The organism is Methylotenera sp., assembly GCF_029946165.1.
In the GTDB taxonomy this organism is placed as follows: Bacteria; Pseudomonadota; Gammaproteobacteria; order Burkholderiales; family Methylophilaceae; genus Methylotenera.
The window spans coordinates 18,547-36,840 of record NZ_JAQSDZ010000018.1; the positions used below are offsets into that span (position 1 = coordinate 18,547).

Genomic DNA, 18,294 nt, shown 5'->3' on the forward strand with positions numbered 1-18,294 from the left:
GTTTAAAAGCTAGACTGTAGTCATGTTGTGTTCTCTTAATCCCAATGTTCTTTTGACTCTCCTTGTGTCAATTCAGAAAGTATTAACTTACTTCAGAACAGGTCACTACACAATAAAAAACCCGCTCATAGAGCGGGTTTTTTATAAATTTCCATAACTAGGTTAACAGTTAACCTGTTATAAATAACTTATACAGATTTACGGCGACGTGCTACGAACCCCATTAAGCCTAAACCTGCAAGAAACATTGCATAAGTTTCAGGTTCTGGAACAGCAGACACACTAATCAAAGTGTAGTCAGATTGGTTTGTGCACGCACCTCCAGCGGTACCACATACGCCAGGAAGTGCAGTGAATGATAAAGACTTGATAAGAGCGTTACCAAATGGATTGCTAAAGCTCCATACTGCTCCCATGCCATTAGCAGCTACACTTTCGTTCACAAAGCTTCCTGAGCCACTCCAAATACCAGTATTAATACCTGTAGCTGTGAATAAATAGCTATGTACTGAGTTATCTGAAAAAGTTGCAGTAATTTGGGCTTGTTCGTTAACATCACCATACTCTGGACCATCAAACAACAATCCTAATGTAAAGTTGCTAATAGAGATGCCTGAAGAAAAACTTGCATTAATAGACTCGCCAATATCAATTTCGCCATAAGTTCTCTCTGAACCTGTTACTGGAGAAACACCCACACCTTGGAAACCATCTTGCGCGCCTTTATAAGTAAATTTACCATCTGCAGCGCCTACTTGTGCAGTAAAGGTAGCATCTATATCACCGAGGAATGTGGTTGCGTAACTACTACCACCGCCGAAATTTGTACCGTAGATAGTATTGAAAGTATTGGCTGTAGCGTTGGCTGCTAGCGATGTGCTTGTTAAGGCCGCTATTAAACCCCATTGTATAAGTTGGCTTGTTTTCATGATTTATCCCATATTTAGTAAGTTGTAGAAGAATCTAATTTTTTAGTTTGCTTCAAGTACAGCCACATCATACTAAATTGGATTTTCTCTGCAATAGTCCGTTAGTACTAACAGAATAAGTTGTGAGGGGATTGGCATGAATTTACAGCCATTTTGTATCAAAACTCAAGCTATACAATTTAGCTTTTCAATAACTTGAGTATTTAAATATTCATTTTTAACTAATTCTAATTCTTCTAAATCACCCAATAGTGATCTATTAACAAAACAGCGAAAAGTAATGTTAAATAAATAATTGAGTATTTAAATGTTCTTTTAGCCAGATCATCAGAATACTTACGATAAAGACCAATGACATAGGCCATAAAAATCGCATTGAGAATAATTGCTGATACTAAGTATAGTAACCCGCTCATACCTAGTCCGTATGGCATGAGCGATACTGCCACCAAAATGATGGTATAGAGCAAAATATGTAATAGAGTAAAGGCCTCACCATGCGTTACTGGTAGCATAGGCATGCCTACTTTTGCATATTCCTCACGTCGATATAGTGCTAGCGCCCAGAAATGTGGGGGCGTCCAAGCAAATATAATCAAAAACATAATCAATGATTCTGGTGATACCGTATTATTAACGGCTGCCCAACCTAGTATAGGTGGCATAGCGCCTGAAGCACCGCCGATGACTATATTCATCGGTGTGGCAGGTTTGAGAAAAACAGTATAAATAACTGCGTATCCGACAAATGTTGCGAAAGTTAGCCACATAGTAAGTGGGTTAACGTAAAAATATAAAATCGCTAAACCTGTGCCCCCTAATATCGTAGCAAATATTGCAGTTTGCATTGAAGATACTTGCCCTGTAGGTAATGCACGCGCACGTGTACGCGCCATGATTGCGTCAATTTTATGTTCAATAAGGCAATTAAAAGCGGCGGCGGCGCCCGAGGCAAATGCAATGCCCAGAGTTGTTGCAATAAGTAACGGCCAATACATAGTAAGCTCAGCAGGTTTTGCCATGTACATCCCTATGATCGCGGTAAATACGATGAGCGAGGTCACTCTTGGTTTACATAAGGAGAAAAAACTTTTAAAGCTTAGACCTATGTTTTGCATGACACTGACATTGTTACTCATTTTACTTTCTCGCTTTTTTTCATTTAACTCAACTATCATTGTTTGCTTCCTACTTTCTAGATCCAGTTATTTTGGAATTCATTGTCACTAAAATAATGACTAATAACCCTGCCGTAAAATTGTGTGCAACGGCTAATCGTAATGGTAAAAGTAGGATTAGATTGGCAATACCTAATGCTATCTGTGCGCCAAGCGCTATCAATAAAATAAAGCCTAATCGCTTTAACTGCCAGTACTTGATAATAGTAAGCGACATTAGCCCCAAATAAACAAAAGTCACCAAGGCGCCTACTCTATGCGCCCATTGGATGGCTGTGAGAGATGCTAATGTTAATGCGCCGCCAGTAGCATTCTGACCAAGCTCCCGCACCATATGGAATGCATCTTTAAAATCCATTTCTGGTATAAATAAACCGTGGCATGTAGGAAAGTCAGTACAGGCTAATGCCGCATAATTAGTGCTAGTCCAGCCGCCTAAAAATATCTGCATAAACAAGATCAACAAACCAACCCGTATAGCGACCTTTAATCGAACGGATGTGACAATAGTGGCAGAATAGTGCCCCCAATGCCTATGGGCTAGCCAAGTGAGAATTGCTAGTGTAGACATTCCCCCTAACAAATGTGAACTAACGATTGCAGGTTTTAATAGCATTGTCACCGTCCACATACCCAATATGGCCTGAAAAGCAATCAACACTAGTAAGAAACTCGGCGTCCATGGCGAGCTTTTAATTTCTGCCTTAGCCTTCCAGCCGAGTACGAAAATAGCCAAAACAATTACACCTAAAGCCCCTGCAAAATAGCGATGGGTCATCTCCCGCCACGCTTTCCCAACCACAACCATATTGCTTGGGTAAGCGCTTTGTGCTTTAGCAATCGCGGTTTCACTTTGCGGCACAGTAAGTGTGCCGTAACATCCTGGCCAATCTGGGCAACCTAAACCTGCATCGGTAAGCCTCACGTATGCACCCAGCACAACAACGCCTAAAGCGAGCATGGCACCTATTAATACTAGCGCCCTGAACCATTTATAGCTTTTTGAATTTCCGTACATGGTCAACCTGCCCAAGAGTATCTTAATAAGCGCGTGATATCTTTACGTATATCTGCTAAAGGAAAGCTAGCTGGGTAACTCATCATCAAATAACCGAGTGAGTCAACGAGGTAAATTCGGTTACTAACCAACGGGTTTTCTGCATTAATTTGAAATTCTTGAGCAAGATTCGATACGCTAGCAATAGGCTTATTGATAACAATTAAGTCAGGATAATCGTTTTTAATTTTTGATATATCTTGCGTATTGGTAATCAACACGCGTTGCGCGCGCTGAATGTCTTTATAAAGCGACGCATGTAGTTGACGTAAATCGTGTAATTTATCCAAACAAGTTTGCTCACATTGATCAGCCACATAAACAATACTCCATTTGTTAATCCAAAATTGTTCTGTTAACTCTGAACCTTTATCATCACTGAGCTGATTTGGACTATTGATTAAACGTGGCGGATTAACCAACTCACCCAAACTTCTACCATTGGGCTTCCAGTTGAATTGGTACATTAATATCACCACGAGGACAGGTACAACAAAAAATACAACCATCAACATAAACACCTTGCGGCCTTTACTTTGCAGTTCTAATTCAGTTAATTTTTTTTCGTTTTGCATGTTCGCTCTAATATTAAAGTTGAAGATTAATGTCATATCTCGTTGCTACTCAATCTCTAGCCTGTTGCTGAATTGTTTTCTGGTCTAACTTTAGTGGTACTAATATAAAAAAATATTAACAATGCTGCAAAAGCAAAGCCAAACCACTGATAGGCATAACCAAGATTGTTAGTAATTCGATCAGCTGGAATTTGCCAATTTCTTACAAAACCCCCAGCAGTACTTTCTTGGTCTAACTTTATAGCTAATTCTGAAACATTGAATGGCACGCTACGTTTGTATTTTTCCATACTTATATTCTGCCAAACTGGTTGCCAATGTTGATTGCCCAATTGAGCACTTACTTCAGATGAATCAACAGGCCCCTCTAAAGTAAAGATTTTTTTACTAGGTACCCATATCTGCCCAGTAAGTGTTTGCTTACCTTCTGGAGTATTAAAAACTGGTAACTCGGTATGGGTATCCTTACCCAATATCCAGCCACGATTGACCAGTACATACTCATTAGAGTTATCAATTTTTAGCGGAGTAATCACATGATAACCGACCCTGTCACCCTCGACTTGATTGTCTAATAAGAACTGATAATTTGTATCATACACACCCTGTACAGATACTTTTTTATATTTCCAATCATTAACATGATTTGCGCTACTGTCAGTTATGCCTAATGGAAATTCTAATGCTTTATCCAGCTTTGCTTGGTCATAAGCCTCATGAATTAACTGCTTTTGTTGTGCTTTGCTGTATTGCCATAAACCTAGTTTTATAAACAATGGAATGCATAGTAATGTAATAGCTATACCAAGCGCGGTAGGTTGAAAAACATAGCGGTGCATTCTAAATTGCATTTGTTTCATTAGGGTCTCATAATGCTTGTTTAAAGATTAATTGGACAAAGTAATGTTTATAAAGATCGTTGTTGTATTAACTTTAATTGTCATAGTGGGGAGCTTATTGTCGGCTCTATTCTTTTTGTCTAAGGACAAAACGGGGGGCAATCGTACAGTTAGAGCGCTGACTATTCGAATTGGACTCTCAATTATATTATTCATTCTCTTATTAATTGCAGGTAAATTTGGTTTGATTGGTCACCCACTTTAAATCAATAATATTTATTTAATAAAACAAAATAAAAAGGGCGATGCTGTTGCATCGCCCTTTTTATTGAGATGATTTATAGCCAGTATACGAAAATAAATAAACCCAACCAAACAACATCCACAAAATGCCAGTACCAAGCAACACCCTCAAATCCAAAATGATGCTCTGGTGTAAAATGTCCCTTCATGCAGCGAATCAAAATTACAATCAACATAATTGTACCCAGCATCACATGAAAGCCGTGAAATCCAGTTAGCATGAAGAATGAAGCACCATATGCGCCTGACCCTAATGTTAAGCCCATTTCACTATAAGCCTCATGATATTCCATAGCTTGACAAGCCAAGAACGCTATACCAAGTGCTACTGTTAATGCCATACCAATGACTAATTGCTTACGATTATTCTTAATTAACCCCCAGTGTGCCCACGTAATTGTAGCGCCTGAAGTAAGTAATAATGCCGTATTAATTGCTGGTAAGCCCCATGGCGACATAGGATGAAAATTCTCTGGTGGCGTATAATCTCCTGCAACACTTGTGCCGCCTGGACCAATAGAAGGCCAAGTAGCTAAAAAGTCTTTATAAGGCGTAATATCCATATCATAGCCTGCTAAGTCAGGTACTGAAATAACACGCATATAAAACAACGCCCCAAAAAACGCCGCGAAAAATGCTATTTCAGAGCAAATAAATACAATCATGGCAATACGAAATGACTTATCTTCCCAGCTTGTAAACTTCCCTGTCAGATTCTCAGAGATCACTGAACCCATCCATTTAAAAACCATAGCAAGGATAAGAAGTGCTCCCAATATCATCATCCATTTACCGGGTGTTTGCAAATACGCTAACTCTTTGCTTCTATCTGTTGCTACACTAAAAATAAAGCCTGATGCTAGTGATAATAAGCCTATAGATATAATAGACGGATAAATACTACCGTGAGGTACATAATAGTGATTATTAGAATGTGTCGCCATGCAATAACTCCTGTGCATTTTTATAATATTTTAAATTCACAATGGCTTATAGCCGCCATTTACGCCTGAAACTACTTTCGCATCTTGCTAAACTATTTACTTTCATTTACTGCTGGAAAAAATGAATATGACAATGTCATATCAGTCACATCTTTTGGCAATTCTGGGCTAACAAAAAATCTTAAAGGCATTTCTTTTTCTTCGCCTGGGTTAAGTGATTGCCTTACAAAACAAAAACATTCAATTTTTTTAAAATTAGCTGAGGCAATACCGGGCGTAATGCTAGGTACGGCTTGACCAATCACCACTTCATTAGTGGTATTTTTTGCTACAAATAATACTGTTTCTATTTGTCCAGGGTGAAGCCTAATACTTGCCTGCTTAGGATAAAAATTCCAACCTAAACCCGGCATCACATTTGAAGTAAACTGCACATTCACCCATCGAGTATTATCAACTTTAGCTTTAGACATTAAGGCCGCAGAGTTTTGTGTCTTACCATTTAAGCCAGTAAGCGTACATAACACGTCATATAATGGTACTAAAGCAAATGCAAACAATAAAGACCCGACAACCAACCACAACAGTTTACGTACTAGTTTCTTATTTTTTAAATCTAGCTGCTCTTTAGTCGTTAAATTTTCGAGCTTTTCTACTCTAGATTCATCTACTTTAGACTCTTCAATTAATGCCATACTGAAAACATAGACACTACATACCAGATCAAAGCAATGCCTCCTAATACGAATGCGATTTTTTTATTGCTACGTTTAGTTTGTGTTTCTTGGTCTTTCATATTTATCCAACTTAATATACATATTACTAAACAGCTAGATTCAATTTTAATTGAACCTAGTTGCTAAATTTATTTAATCACTGGTTGCTCAGTAAAGCTATGGTAAGGAGGTGGTGATGGTAATGTCCATTCCAGACCTTGCGCACCTTCCCATACTTTGTCGGTCGCTTTTTTACCGCCTCTTGCACAACTTATAATGTTGTATACAAATAACAGTTGTGACAAACCAAGTGTAAATGCCGCAATTGACGAAATCATATTAAATTCAGCAAACTGCAAGGCATAGTCAGGAATACGACGTGGCATACCAGCTAACCCTAAGAAGAATTGAGGAATAAACGTCATATTGAATGAAATTGCAGTGAGCCAGAAATGTAGTTTACCTAATTTCTCGCTATACATATGACCAGTCATTTTTGGTAACCAGTAATAAGTACCGGCCATAATCCCCATAATACCTCCGGCAAAAAGAGTGTAATGGAAGTGAGCTACCACAAAATAACTATTATGATATTGCGCATCTGCCGCTACGTCTGCTAAAACTAAACCAGTTAAACCACCAATACCGAATAAAATAATCCAGCCCACTGCAAATAACATAGGGGTTTCAAAGCTCATTGAGCCTCTCCACATGGTTTTAATCCAGCAGAAGAACAAGACAGCTAATGGTAATGAAATCGCCATTGTGCTGTACATAAAGTAAAGTAAAGCAGGCACAGGCATACCAGCGGTAAAGAAGTGATGCGCCCAAACAACAACTGACAACGCACCAATACCCCATAGTGAATACACTTGAGCCTTGTAACCATACATGGGTTTACGTGAGAATGTTTCTAGAATTTGTGGAATGAAACCCCAAACTGGTAATAACAAAATATACACTTCAGGATGACCAAAGAACCAAAACAAATGTTGGAACATGATTGGGTCACCACCACCCGCTGCATCAAAGAAATGGGTACCGAAGTGGCGATCAGTGAGCAACATCGTTACAGCACCAGCTAGAACTGGAATAGTGGCGATTAACAAGAAAGCAGTAATTAACCAACCCCATACAAACATAGGCATTTTCATTAAGGTCATGCCAGGAGCGCGCATATTAAAAATAGTCACAATCACATTGATTGAGCCAAGTACTGAAGAAATACCTAATAAGTGAACTGCAAAAATCGCGAAATCAACGCCGATCCCTCCCTGTATAGATAGCGGCGGGTAGAATGTCCATCCTGTTGCTAAGGCACCATCACCGATGCCAAATAATGCAAGTGTAAATGGTAAGGTTAAAAGAATTGCTGATGGAGGAAGTAACCAGAAACCCCAGTTATTCAAACGCGGCAAAGCCATATCTGGCGCGCCAATTTGCAATGGAATCATCCAGTTAGCAAAACCAGTCGCTGCAGGCATTAATGCCGCAAAAATCATGATAAGTGCATGCACACCAATCAATTGATTGAAAAAATCTGGATTCATCAATTGCAAACCTGGCTTAAATAATTCGGCACGAATACCTAAAATCATCGCACCGCCAACCAAGAACATGATCAGTGAAAACGTTAAGTACATCGTACCGATGTCCTTATGATTGGTGGTGGTTAGCCAACGCATAATCCCTGTCGGATGTTCAGCATGATCATCATGATGTGCTACCGTTGTTGTACTCATTGCTTTCTCCTAATTACTCAAACTATAACTAATAGTTAATGCTTAAAAATTTAATTGCCATTTTATTATTGGCGCGCGGCTTTTACTTGTGAAGGCTGCAACACGTCACCTACGCTATTACCCAAGGCGTTGCGCTCATAGGTGATGACCGCTGCAATTTCTGTGTCGTTCAATAAACCTTTCCATGGCGGCATAACATTTTTACCATTTAAAACACGATCTAAGTGGCTATCTTTTAAGTATTTACCATCTGCATCAAAAATTGGTGAGGTTGTAATTTTACTACCAGTTAGTGCTGGGAATGCTGGCGGAAGTCCCGAGCCACTCACTTGATGACAAACAGCACAGTTCTTCTCGTAAACACCTTTACCGTTTGTAATTAAATCTTCTTTTGTCCACTCTTTATCAGCGCCTGCAGAAGCCTTAGCGAGATCTTCTTTCATAGTTGCAACCCAAGTTTTATACTGCTCTGCGGGCATCGCATCCACGACTATTGGCATGTATCCATGGCCTTTGCCACAAAGCTCTTTACATTGGCCACGATAAGTTCCTTCTTTTTCAACTTGCACCCAAGTTTCACGTAGAAAGCCAGGTACCGCAACGCGTGAAGAGCCAAATTGTGGAACCCACCAGTTATGTAAAACATCAGTCGAGGTCATCAATATGCGAACTTTTTTGCCTACAGGCAACACTAAACGATTATCTACTTCTAGTAAGTATTGCTCATCTTTTTTCCCATCAAAACCCTTATCCATTTGGTCTTTAGGTGTTGATAAGTTACTTACAAATTTAATGCCTTTAGCATCACCATCTAAATACTCATACTGCCAGCGCCATTGGGAGCCAGTGATTTTGATTACCATGTCTGCTTTTTCACGTGTATTCTCCATCATCACGACACTGTGATAAGCAGGTATACCCATAATAACGAAGTCAATCAACAGAAGAATTGCAAACGGAATTAGTGTCCAAAAAATCTCGACTGCTGTAGATGGCGCTTTGTCTGCAACGGCTTTATAACCTTTACTTTTTCTATGCGCAAATATAGAGTAAATCATGATAGCTAATACAGAAACAAAAATAGCCATCGAGATCAACATGAACTTATTATGTACATGCAAAGTATCTAAGGCCATTGGGGTAACTGGTGTAGGGAAATTCCATGAATAATCAGCACATGCATTTAATGAAACCAGCATTGCTGAAATACCTAATCCAATTTTTCTAAATACCTGCATAAAACATGCTCCAAAACTTATTAATCAAAATTTTCTAATTTTTGTTTGAGCTCGCTCGCCAACAAAGCACGCTGCTCATCATTCATAAAATGCTTTCCAAACTCAATTTCTTTTCCATGCGAGCGGATAAAAAGCCCGTTCTTACCAATCATTCCACCTACACTTGCAACTTCACGCAAACTTACTTGCGCCCAATGCCTTTGAAAAACCATTGTAGTTACTTCTTTATAATTTCTTTTTTCTACAATGACTCTGTCATTTTCAATTGTAATACTTTCAAAATCACCTGAATGCAAATAGATGTAATTAAAAGCATACGCAAACGCCAGTATTTCCAAACCTGCAAAAGGCAACACTAACCAAGCGCCTATACTAGCAAAACCGATACCAACCACTAAAATCATGCCAGCCAATGCTAATAAAAGCTTCACCGCTGCTTTCGGCGCAAGGGAGTTATTGTGTCTAGCAATGATTTTGTAACCTAAATCAGTGATCGCCATAAACCGCCCTTCACACAGAAAACTTATTTTGTTAAATTTTCATACACTTCTTTGACATGCGACAATTTGACGCATGTCAAAAGTATCACAAAAAGCAATTAGGCTCAAGTGGAAAGTTACACTTATGTAACAATTTAGCAATACAAATACAACATTAAAGTGATTATTAACAAACCTGGATTAGGTGTGTTAAGTTAATTTAAAGCTTATTAATTTAAGCAATTAACATGTAAATTCAAAGTATCAGTTTGATTAAGTAAATCGCAGACAAAAAAATGGCCTACAAAAATGTAAGCCATGATTTTATTTGGTGCCCGGGGCCGGAATCGAACCGGCACGCTGTTGCCAGCGCGGGATTTTGAGTCCCGTGCGTCTACCAATTCCGCCACCCGGGCATTTGGAATATACATTACTGTATAATTGCAACGGTCGCCATTATAGCAAGCTATAGCATTTATGAGAACAGAAGATTTCAATTTTTATTTACCTGACGCATTAATAGCGCAACACCCTACTACAGACAGAACCGCAAGCCGCATGCTGCACCTTAATAGTAGCAAAAGTGAACTCACCGATACGAAATTTATCAACCTTCCAGAATACCTTCAAGCTGGGGATTTATTAGTGTTTAATGACACTCGCGTCATCAAAGCACGCTTATTTGGCGTGAAACTTACTGGCGGTAATGTTGAAGTAATGATTGAACGTGTTATTAATCAACATACTGCATATGCACAAATTAGAGCATCTAGAGCACCTAAAGTTAACTCTCGCTTAACTTTATCAAATGCTTTTGATGTAGAAGTTACTGCACGTCACGATGATTTATTTGAACTCCGTTTTTTAAGTGACTCGTCGGTGCTGGATTTATTGGAGCAACACGGCGCATTGCCTTTGCCACCTTATATAACGCATAGCGCGACTGCTGACGATGAAGAGCGCTATCAAACGGTTTTTAGCAAACATCTAGGGGCGGTGGCTGCGCCTACTGCAGGTTTACATTTTAATGATGCGATGTTTGATACACTTAAAGATAAGGGCATCAATATTGCTTATGTAACCTTGCATGTGGGTGCGGGTACATTTCAGCCAGTGCGAGTGGATAATATTAACGAGCATAAAATGCACAGCGAGCTTTATAGCATTTCACAAACCACGGTTGATTTGATTCAAGCGACCAAAAATAGTGGTGCAAAAGTAACTGCGGTTGGAACGACTGCGTTGCGGGCTATAGAAAGTGCAGCGAGAGTGACAGAATCTAATACGAAAGGCGACTTAATAGCGGGTAATGGCGATACCGATATATTCATTACCCCAGGTTATCAATTTAAAGTAGTGGACCGCCTATTCACTAACTTTCATTTACCTAAAAGCACCTTACTCATGTTAGTGTCTGCTTTTGCTGGAGTGGAAAATATTAAAACAGCTTATGAGCATGCCATTAATGAGCAATACCGCTTTTTTAGTTATGGCGACGCCATGCTGCTTGAGAAGCATCCAAGGGCATAACATTGAATTGAACGATTAAGAACAATAGGCTGACTAAACTCAGTCGCACTTTACAACTAAAGATATTAATTGAGTTACAAAAGAAAGAATAACTATGCGCATCCCAACACTGATAGTCTCTATTGCCTTAGCTACCACTTTGCAAACTACACAAGCTGAAATTTTTCCAGAAGCTCAGGTCGGCATTAAAATTCCTTTGACACAAAAACCAACTACTCGCCCTATGACTGTTGCTTACATTCCCAGTTTGAAACGTTACTATATTGCTGATGGTGGCTTAGCGCCTATGGGTAGTGAAACAGAAGCGCCAGTTTCTAAATCTGAAATTCATACATATGATGAGGCAGGTAAATATGTGAATTCTGCAAAACCTGGCTATGACAATCGCTCTATTTATTACAACCCCAACTCTAACAAACTAGAAACCATTACTTATAACATTTCTAGCTTTGGTGGCTTCTCGCCGAATACGGGCATCTATTCTATTGATTTAACTGAAACTGGCGAAGTGAAAGACACCTCTTCTGATGTGTTTGGTTTTAACCCTGCTTTTGGTGACGCCAATACGATGCCTAGCTATAACGCAGAACAAAATGTTTATTATGCGAAGCAAGGACGCAGCAACAAAGTACTCGTCATTGATTTAAAGGCTAGAGAACCAATCAGTGAAATTAACTTAGATTTAGCGAAGGCTGGAGTAGCTTTTGACGATGTAAGTGATTATTTTGTTGCTTACACTGGCATTAAAGGTGAAGAGTTAGAGCTACTAGATATTGATCATAAAGCGGTATTGATATTCGACATAAGCGGTAAATATATGGGTAAAAGTGAACTTCCTAAAGACTTAAAACTTCGTTCGCATAATCATCTAAATGGGGCTGGATACGCTAATGACATGTTATTCGTATACCATGATTCAGAAGGTGAGTTTGGAACTTACTATGGCTTTAAAGTACAAAAAACCAATTAACGCTAACTGAAAACCAGCTTTAAAACAAAAATTGCGGTGAAAGAACTGAATCCAGAAAGCTGGACAGTAATATTAAGAGCTAGCTACGCCTATCGTCTAATGTGCATTTGCTCAAAAAAAATGCACCTACGGATGGATTAATGTCCAACCGTGGGTGCATTTCATTTTGCGAATTTACGTATTAATATTAATAAACAGTTAGCCTACGTAGGTATCCTCCAAGAAATCAACTTCACCTGTGGAAAGATCATAAACTGACCCGATAATGGCAATTTGACGTGCCTCTATCATGTCATTAAGAATATCACTTTGGCGAATAATGGTGTCAATCTGATGCTTTACATTCAGCACATTAATTTTTTGAACAAAATCTGGATTTTTAGATGTTCTATCATCCTTATTTAACACCGTTTTTTCATGACGGATAGACGGCTTAATAAAGTTAATAATTTCGCCGATATGTCCATCTCTAAAGTCATCGCATGCAGCTTTAACGGCACCACAACTTGTATGCCCCATCACCACAATTAATTTGCTACCTAGATATTTAGAACTGAACTCTAAGCTACCTATCGCTTTATCTGAAGCAATATTACCTGCTAAACGTACGCTAAAAATATCACCTAATGCTTGGTCAAACAGTAATTCAACAGGCGCACGAGAATCGCTACAACTTAAAAAAGATGCAAAAGGGTGTTGTTTGTCTTTAGTAATATTTAGCAAACTTTGAAAGTCTTTGTCATCAGAATAGTTATTCATAAAGCGAATATTACCTTCGGTGAGAATATCTAAAGCTTCCATTGGTGACATTAAGTCGCGATTAAGTAATGGGTGTTTGTACATTTTTTATTTCCTATCATTGATCTTTATTAACAAACTGACCTTCGTATCATTAATGCTATTAATACTTAGGCTGAATAAAATTAATTGTTTCTACTTCAATATTGTTTAATTTTGCGTGAAGCGGGTAATCTCGAATGAACTCGACGACATCATAGGCAATGGATTTACAATTAGAGCAGTCGATAATTACTTTTGCATTTTTAGGTATTGCCTCTAGCACTTGTAAAATGCTCGCCTTATTAAAGAATGACACCTCTTCAGCTAAAACAATGTGATGCACCTCACGTCCATCTTTTGTCGTTTTGATATCTTTAAGATAGTGAGAATTACGGTAACTATGGTGCAATGTATAAAAGATACCAACCACTAAACCGATAGCTATACCTGTTAACAGATCTGTTAACAAAATAGCAACGACAGTAGCAATAAATGGCGCGAACTGCTCCCAGCCCAACTTATACATATGTGAAAACAATGATGGCTTCGCTAATTTGTAACCTACCATAATCAATATGGCAGCCAAACTAGCCAGAGGAATCATATTTAACAAACTTGCAATCGTCACTGCACTCAATAACAGCCAAATACCATGCAAAATCGCCGATAATTTTGTTTTAGCTCCAAAAGTGATATTTGCAGAACTACGAACTATCACTTGTGTGATTGGCAAACCACCTATTAAACCTGACAATATATTACCAATCCCTTGCGCTTTAAGCTCTGTATTCGTAGGCGTAATACGTTTTATTGGGTCTAATTTATCCGTTGCTTCTACACATAAAAGTGTTTCTAAACTTGCCACAATAGCCATCACTAAACCGACTTTATAAACTTCAATGTTAGTGAGTTGTGAGAAATCTGGTGTAGTAAACTGACCAAAAAACTCCCCTAGATTATTGGCAACAGGCAGTTGTACAATCTGATTTTCTGCTAAGGAAAAATTAAGAACACCCATTTGAAATAGGTAATTAAATAGAATACCAACAAGCACCACCACAATCGGCCCCTGTAACAACTCAAATAAGCGATGTTTCTTTGTTAAGGTTGTATCCCACAAAATCAGAATCACCAAAGAAATACCCGCAATTAATAATGCACCTGGTGTAAGTAAATTCCATGCCTCAGTTAATGCAGAAAAAGTATTGCTTCCGTCTGCCTGCTCAAAAGACTCGCTACCTTCATAGTCAAAAGCATAACCTAATGCATGAGGTATCTGTTTAAGCAGAATCAGTAAGCCAATACCCGTCAACATGCCCTTAATGACAGATGAAGGTACGAAATATGCGATGAAGCCAGCTTTAAAGTAGCCTAGCAAAAACTGAATCACCCCAGCGACCACCACAGATAATAAAAATGCTTCGAAAGAACCCAAGGTGCCAATCGCAGTGAGCACAATAACTGCAAGACCAGCGGCAGGACCACTAACTCCAAGCTGTGATCCACTAAACATACCCACAACAATACCGCCAACAATTCCTGCAATCACACCTGAAAATAAGGGTGCGCCAGAAGCAAGTGCGATACCTAAGCACAACGGTAAGGCCACGAAAAATACGACAATACTTGCTGGAAAATCGCTTTTAAATTCTTTGAATAAATTCATTCTTTATTTTAGTTCCTGTTATAAAAATGATTAATGATTAGTTTACTAAGCTAATCAACAGATTAGCTTAGTAAACATGAGGTAACGCTAAGAATACTATATCAACTGCTTACAATCGCAAAAGCCCTGCCAGTTAAATAATGGCAGGGCAAGTTTAAATGCTAAATATTACATTAATCTGTATTTCTTTCTACATATGGGCGTTTACCCAACATATGAAGGCGCATTGACTTATGTTTATCGTCCGTCTCAGCACCCTCGTCAATCAATGTAGCACCTTCCCATTGTTGGTCTTTTTTCTGGTCACTTTTTGTGATCGGTTGCTCATACGGTCTTTTTGAAAGAAAATTCTGGTTGTGTGAATTATTCTTAAGATTGCTTTCAGCATGTGCTGCACTAGCTACTAAAAAAACTGCTGAAGAAACAATTGCTACTAAATTTGAAGCTTTCATTTTTATCTCCTTGTAAAACTGTCTGTGTCTCATTTAATTACTCTGTTCATGGACTGCATTATGGACGGTATCCGTCAAGTAAAAATCTACCGTTATAGGTATAACGGTGTATACTGATCAGCATATGACAATTATCCTACAAAAAAATCTAATTCAGCCTAGCAGCGCCCGTGCGCTTAGACAAAGCCTAAAAGAAACGCAGGCAAATGATACACATTTGCGACTGTATCTGAACTTTGGCCAGCAGCTATTTACCAATGGCTGGAGTGTAAGTGCTGCCACTAGCCTATTAAACTCTTTATGCAATTTACTCTCAGCACAACATGCGGTATTAGCCATCGAGAATTCAGGGAAGTTAGTCATCTATACCCAAGTGGGACAAACGCTACCAGTAGGCGCCAGAATCCCGATGATGGGAATATTAGCAATGATGCTAAAAAATCCAGTTCAATTTTCTGTCCATGAAAATAAAAATACACAATTATGGACACACGGAGACATAAATCATCATGAATGTTTAATCCCGATTGCTTTAGGTCAGCATGGCAAAGGAATCATTGCGCTATCAGGTAAAAAACTCGTCCTAAACCAAGCTGAGATAGAAGCCCTGGAAGCAACATCTGGGTTAATTGCATTGGCGATTTCACAGCATCAGGGTCCTGTTCGTAGCGAAACAGACTTATCTATTTTAGAAACACTAACGCCACGTGAGCGTGAGATTCTAGCGTTGCTACCACGGGGTCTAAGTAACAATGAGTTAGGCGTCAAGCTAGGCATTGCATCTGGCACTGCTAAAATACATGTAGAACGCGTTTTAAATAAGCTGGGAGTCAAAGATAGAACTCAAGCGGCTGTTAAGGCGGTTGAACTAGGTTATAGATCTTAATAAGCTAGTAATCTTAAATTGCATAAAACCTATGAAGATCACTAAGCAACCCACCTCAGAGAAAACAAAAAAAATACTTCCCTTACACTGGGCAGCACAAGCATGGCAAGATTTGCCGCTGGGTTTTAAAGGAGTGTTTGTCATCGCACTACCGTTGGCTGTTCTGCTGGCGTCTTTGGCGTCACTGTATATACGTGAACTAGAATCAACCATGCTGGAAAACAAACTAAAGCATGCCTTACAAAATCAACGAGACATTCAAACTGTTCATTCACAGCTTTTAGAAGCATCAACAGGTGTGAGAGACTACCTGCTGACAGGAGACAAAAATTTCTTAAACATTTTCTTTGAAGCAGAAAGAATATTGCCAGAGATTATCAACACATTAGAACAGCGCTTGGAAAGCGATCAGCAAATACACCGTTTATCAATTATCATACCCTTGGTTGCTAAAAACTTAGCCGATTTAAAAGCGCTTTCAAATCATGACTCAGAGATAGCATCCGACTATTTAATCACGCAGTTCAAATCTCAAGTAGACACACTAGACGAGCTTAGAAAAGAAATTGAAGCACTGAATGCAGAAGAGGCACTACTAGTAGAGCAAGATCAGCAAAAAATTTTTCTACAGCGCCAGCGTAGCATCTCCGCCACGCTTATCGCCACACTGGCTGGTATTGTCGGTTCACTTGTCGCTGTGTGGATCTTCTCGCGCACCATTGTCAAACGCGTGCGCTTACTGCGAGACAGTGCAGGACATTTGGCACGTGCAGAAGCTCTCGACTTACCCTCAAGTAGCAAAGACGAACTGGGTCAACTATCTAATGAGCTAGATCACGCCTCACAACTCCTCGCTAAAAATATTAGCGATGCCATCCAAGCTAGGCAAGAAGCAGAAGAAGCTAGTGCCTCAAAAAGTATGTTTTTATCCAGAACAAGCCATGAGCTCAGAACACCTCTGAATGCAATTTTAGGGTTTGCTCAACTGTTAGAAGAAGATTTACCATCAGGAAAGCAGCATGACAGTGTCACGCTAATTAAAGGTGCTGGACAGCACTTACTTAAGTTAATTAATGAAGTGCTAGAAATAGCCAGAATTGAATCAGGCGAAGTTTCATTAGAATTAGCTCCGACACTGATTAATAGCTTATTAGAGGAAGCAATCCACTACATTGCCCCGATAGGAAAAATACGGGACATTGAAATTAAATATGAAATTGCGCCAGACCTATGGGCAATGGCTAACCGACAGAAATTATTGCAGGTAATATTAAACTTATTATCAAATGCACTGAAATACGGACCTGTCAGCTCCGTCGTTTTATTAAAAGCTTACCGTCGCCTTGATGATATTATCATTGAAGTCCAAGATGCTGGAAAAGGCATTCCAAGTGCGTTGAGAGAAAGAGTATTCACCCCTTTTGACAGACTAGGTGCAGAAAATACCAAAGTGGAAGGGACCGGTCTCGGCTTGGCACTATCCAAGCAAATTATGTTGGCGATGCATGGAAGTATTCATCTTGCCAACGATAAAAGTTTATTTTGGGTAGAGATTGCAGCTTGCAATCCTCACACAACATCAAACGAATTATCCCAACCAGCAGAAAGTACAAAACAACTTAATCTATCAAACACACATTCTATTCTTTATGTAGAGGATAATATTAGTAATCGCGCACTAGTTGAAGCCATTATTCTACGTCAACGAGATTTACGCATTCATTGCGTATCTACAATCAAAGATGCTAAGCAATATTTAAATGAATTAGCACCATCGCTAATATTAGTTGATTTAAACCTGCCTGACGGCTCAGGAGAAAATTTAGTACATTATGTGATGTCAGATCCTAAATTGAAAAGCATCCCCATGATGATCTTAAGTGCTGATGCATTACCAGAGACAATCTACCGTTTACAAACGGCCGGGGTGGCGTATTACATGACAAAACCATTAGATGTTGCCCTTTTTAATAAACAAATAAGAGAATTAATCAAGCGTTAGGAAGTAAG

The 18,294-nt window shown here is 39.0% G+C and carries 18 protein-coding genes and 1 tRNA gene; 5 read left to right on the forward strand and 14 right to left on the reverse strand.

Annotation, left to right across the window (positions count from 1 at the left end; genetic code table 11):
- Window positions 1-188: 188 nt before the first annotated feature.
- The 5 genes from PSV17_RS09655 to PSV17_RS09675 form a co-directional block, all read right to left on the reverse strand.
- Complete coding sequence (locus PSV17_RS09655) at window positions 189-929, reverse strand: PEP-CTERM sorting domain-containing protein (protein ID WP_300481996.1); 741 nt, start codon at window positions 927-929, stop codon at window positions 189-191.
- 236 nt (window positions 930-1,165) lie between these two features.
- Window positions 1,166-2,068, reverse strand: a complete 903-nt coding sequence (gene cyoE, locus PSV17_RS09660) for a heme o synthase (RefSeq protein WP_300481998.1) — start codon at window positions 2,066-2,068, stop codon at window positions 1,166-1,168.
- Window positions 2,069-2,117: 49 nt separating this feature from the next.
- Entirely contained in the window at window positions 2,118-3,125 is a 1,008-nt protein-coding gene (locus PSV17_RS09665; RefSeq protein ID WP_300482000.1) for a COX15/CtaA family protein, read from the reverse strand.
- A 2-nt stretch (window positions 3,126-3,127) separates the two neighbouring features.
- On the reverse strand, window positions 3,128-3,739 hold the full coding sequence (locus PSV17_RS09670; protein ID WP_300482001.1) for a hypothetical protein: 612 nt from the start codon (window positions 3,737-3,739) through the stop codon (window positions 3,128-3,130).
- A gap of 56 nt (window positions 3,740-3,795) precedes the next feature.
- Window positions 3,796-4,599: an SURF1 family protein gene (locus tag PSV17_RS09675; protein ID WP_300482003.1), complete on the reverse strand. Its 804-nt coding sequence runs from the start codon at window positions 4,597-4,599 to the stop codon at window positions 3,796-3,798.
- Window positions 4,600-4,642: 43 nt separating this feature from the next.
- Between PSV17_RS09675 and PSV17_RS09680 the strand changes: the two genes are divergently transcribed.
- A complete protein-coding gene (locus PSV17_RS09680; protein ID WP_300482005.1) occupies window positions 4,643-4,843 on the forward strand; it encodes a twin transmembrane helix small protein in 201 nt (66 codons plus the stop codon).
- A gap of 73 nt (window positions 4,844-4,916) precedes the next feature.
- On the opposite strand, the gene PSV17_RS09685 is transcribed toward PSV17_RS09680, so the two are convergent.
- The 6 genes from PSV17_RS09685 to PSV17_RS09710 all read right to left on the reverse strand — a co-directional run bounded on the left by PSV17_RS09685 (window position 4,917) and on the right by PSV17_RS09710 (window position 10,416).
- Window positions 4,917-5,825 carry a cytochrome c oxidase subunit 3 gene (locus PSV17_RS09685; RefSeq protein WP_300482008.1) on the reverse strand — a complete coding sequence of 303 codons (909 nt, stop codon included), beginning with the start codon at window positions 5,823-5,825 and terminating at the stop codon, window positions 4,917-4,919.
- Between the two features lie 92 nt (window positions 5,826-5,917).
- Window positions 5,918-6,520, reverse strand: a complete 603-nt coding sequence (locus PSV17_RS09690) for a cytochrome c oxidase assembly protein (protein ID WP_300482010.1) — start codon at window positions 6,518-6,520, stop codon at window positions 5,918-5,920.
- Window positions 6,521-6,690: 170 nt separating this feature from the next.
- Entirely contained in the window at window positions 6,691-8,283 is a 1,593-nt protein-coding gene (gene ctaD / locus PSV17_RS09695) for a cytochrome c oxidase subunit I (protein ID WP_300482013.1), read from the reverse strand.
- 65 nt (window positions 8,284-8,348) lie between these two features.
- Window positions 8,349-9,521 (reverse strand): cytochrome c oxidase subunit II, encoded by a 1,173-nt coding sequence (coxB, locus tag PSV17_RS09700; protein WP_300482016.1) that lies wholly within the window; start codon window positions 9,519-9,521, stop codon window positions 8,349-8,351.
- Between the two features lie 20 nt (window positions 9,522-9,541).
- Window positions 9,542-10,021, reverse strand: coding sequence for a DUF2244 domain-containing protein (locus PSV17_RS09705; RefSeq protein ID WP_300482018.1), 480 nt, complete (start codon window positions 10,019-10,021; stop codon window positions 9,542-9,544).
- A 308-nt stretch (window positions 10,022-10,329) separates the two neighbouring features.
- A tRNA-Leu gene (locus tag PSV17_RS09710) sits at window positions 10,330-10,416 on the reverse strand.
- 61 nt (window positions 10,417-10,477) lie between these two features.
- Here PSV17_RS09710 and queA point away from each other — a divergent pair.
- Together queA and PSV17_RS09720 are read left to right on the forward strand one after the other, a co-directional pair.
- The gene (gene queA / locus PSV17_RS09715; RefSeq protein WP_300482020.1) at window positions 10,478-11,530 is read left to right on the forward strand and encodes a tRNA preQ1(34) S-adenosylmethionine ribosyltransferase-isomerase QueA; all 1,053 of its coding nucleotides are present in this window, start codon (window positions 10,478-10,480) and stop codon (window positions 11,528-11,530) included.
- 94 nt (window positions 11,531-11,624) lie between these two features.
- Window positions 11,625-12,500: a hypothetical protein gene (locus tag PSV17_RS09720; RefSeq protein ID WP_300482023.1), complete on the forward strand. Its 876-nt coding sequence runs from the start codon at window positions 11,625-11,627 to the stop codon at window positions 12,498-12,500.
- Window positions 12,501-12,698: 198 nt separating this feature from the next.
- Here PSV17_RS09720 and PSV17_RS09725 read toward each other — a convergent pair whose 3' ends face one another.
- The 3 genes from PSV17_RS09725 to PSV17_RS09735 all read right to left on the reverse strand — a co-directional run bounded on the left by PSV17_RS09725 (window position 12,699) and on the right by PSV17_RS09735 (window position 15,398).
- Window positions 12,699-13,343, reverse strand: a complete 645-nt coding sequence (locus PSV17_RS09725; protein ID WP_300482025.1) for a carbonic anhydrase — start codon at window positions 13,341-13,343, stop codon at window positions 12,699-12,701.
- 58 nt (window positions 13,344-13,401) lie between these two features.
- Window positions 13,402-14,946 (reverse strand): SulP family inorganic anion transporter, encoded by a 1,545-nt coding sequence (locus PSV17_RS09730; RefSeq protein WP_300482027.1) that lies wholly within the window; start codon window positions 14,944-14,946, stop codon window positions 13,402-13,404.
- Window positions 14,947-15,119: 173 nt separating this feature from the next.
- On the reverse strand, window positions 15,120-15,398 hold the full coding sequence (locus PSV17_RS09735; RefSeq protein ID WP_300482029.1) for a hypothetical protein: 279 nt from the start codon (window positions 15,396-15,398) through the stop codon (window positions 15,120-15,122).
- Window positions 15,399-15,522: 124 nt separating this feature from the next.
- Between PSV17_RS09735 and PSV17_RS09740 the strand changes: the two genes are divergently transcribed.
- Together PSV17_RS09740 and PSV17_RS09745 are read left to right on the forward strand one after the other, a co-directional pair.
- Complete coding sequence (locus tag PSV17_RS09740; RefSeq protein WP_300482031.1) at window positions 15,523-16,284, forward strand: LuxR C-terminal-related transcriptional regulator; 762 nt, start codon at window positions 15,523-15,525, stop codon at window positions 16,282-16,284.
- 31 nt (window positions 16,285-16,315) lie between these two features.
- A complete protein-coding gene (locus tag PSV17_RS09745) occupies window positions 16,316-18,286 on the forward strand; it encodes an ATP-binding protein (protein ID WP_300482033.1) in 1,971 nt (656 codons plus the stop codon).
- Window positions 18,287-18,294: the final 8 nt, after the last annotated feature.

Coding starts and splice junctions, on each gene's coding strand:
- PSV17_RS09655 (WP_300481996.1), bottom strand. CDS start 929: ATGAAAACAAGCCAACTTATACAATGGGGTTTAATAGCGGCCTTAACA.
- cyoE (WP_300481998.1), bottom strand. CDS start 2,068: ATGAGTAACAATGTCAGTGTCATGCAAAACATAGGTCTAAGCTTTAAA.
- PSV17_RS09665 (WP_300482000.1), bottom strand. CDS start 3,125: ATGTACGGAAATTCAAAAAGCTATAAATGGTTCAGGGCGCTAGTATTA.
- PSV17_RS09670 (WP_300482001.1), bottom strand. CDS start 3,739: ATGCAAAACGAAAAAAAATTAACTGAATTAGAACTGCAAAGTAAAGGC.
- PSV17_RS09675 (WP_300482003.1), bottom strand. CDS start 4,599: ATGAAACAAATGCAATTTAGAATGCACCGCTATGTTTTTCAACCTACC.
- PSV17_RS09680 (WP_300482005.1), top strand. CDS start 4,643: ATGTTTATAAAGATCGTTGTTGTATTAACTTTAATTGTCATAGTGGGG.
- PSV17_RS09685 (WP_300482008.1), bottom strand. CDS start 5,825: ATGGCGACACATTCTAATAATCACTATTATGTACCTCACGGTAGTATT.
- PSV17_RS09690 (WP_300482010.1), bottom strand. CDS start 6,520: ATGGCATTAATTGAAGAGTCTAAAGTAGATGAATCTAGAGTAGAAAAG.
- ctaD (WP_300482013.1), bottom strand. CDS start 8,283: ATGAGTACAACAACGGTAGCACATCATGATGATCATGCTGAACATCCG.
- coxB (WP_300482016.1), bottom strand. CDS start 9,521: ATGCAGGTATTTAGAAAAATTGGATTAGGTATTTCAGCAATGCTGGTT.
- PSV17_RS09705 (WP_300482018.1), bottom strand. CDS start 10,021: ATGGCGATCACTGATTTAGGTTACAAAATCATTGCTAGACACAATAAC.
- queA (WP_300482020.1), top strand. CDS start 10,478: ATGAGAACAGAAGATTTCAATTTTTATTTACCTGACGCATTAATAGCG.
- PSV17_RS09720 (WP_300482023.1), top strand. CDS start 11,625: ATGCGCATCCCAACACTGATAGTCTCTATTGCCTTAGCTACCACTTTG.
- PSV17_RS09725 (WP_300482025.1), bottom strand. CDS start 13,343: ATGTACAAACACCCATTACTTAATCGCGACTTAATGTCACCAATGGAA.
- PSV17_RS09730 (WP_300482027.1), bottom strand. CDS start 14,946: ATGAATTTATTCAAAGAATTTAAAAGCGATTTTCCAGCAAGTATTGTC.
- PSV17_RS09735 (WP_300482029.1), bottom strand. CDS start 15,398: ATGAAAGCTTCAAATTTAGTAGCAATTGTTTCTTCAGCAGTTTTTTTA.
- PSV17_RS09740 (WP_300482031.1), top strand. CDS start 15,523: ATGACAATTATCCTACAAAAAAATCTAATTCAGCCTAGCAGCGCCCGT.
- PSV17_RS09745 (WP_300482033.1), top strand. CDS start 16,316: ATGAAGATCACTAAGCAACCCACCTCAGAGAAAACAAAAAAAATACTT.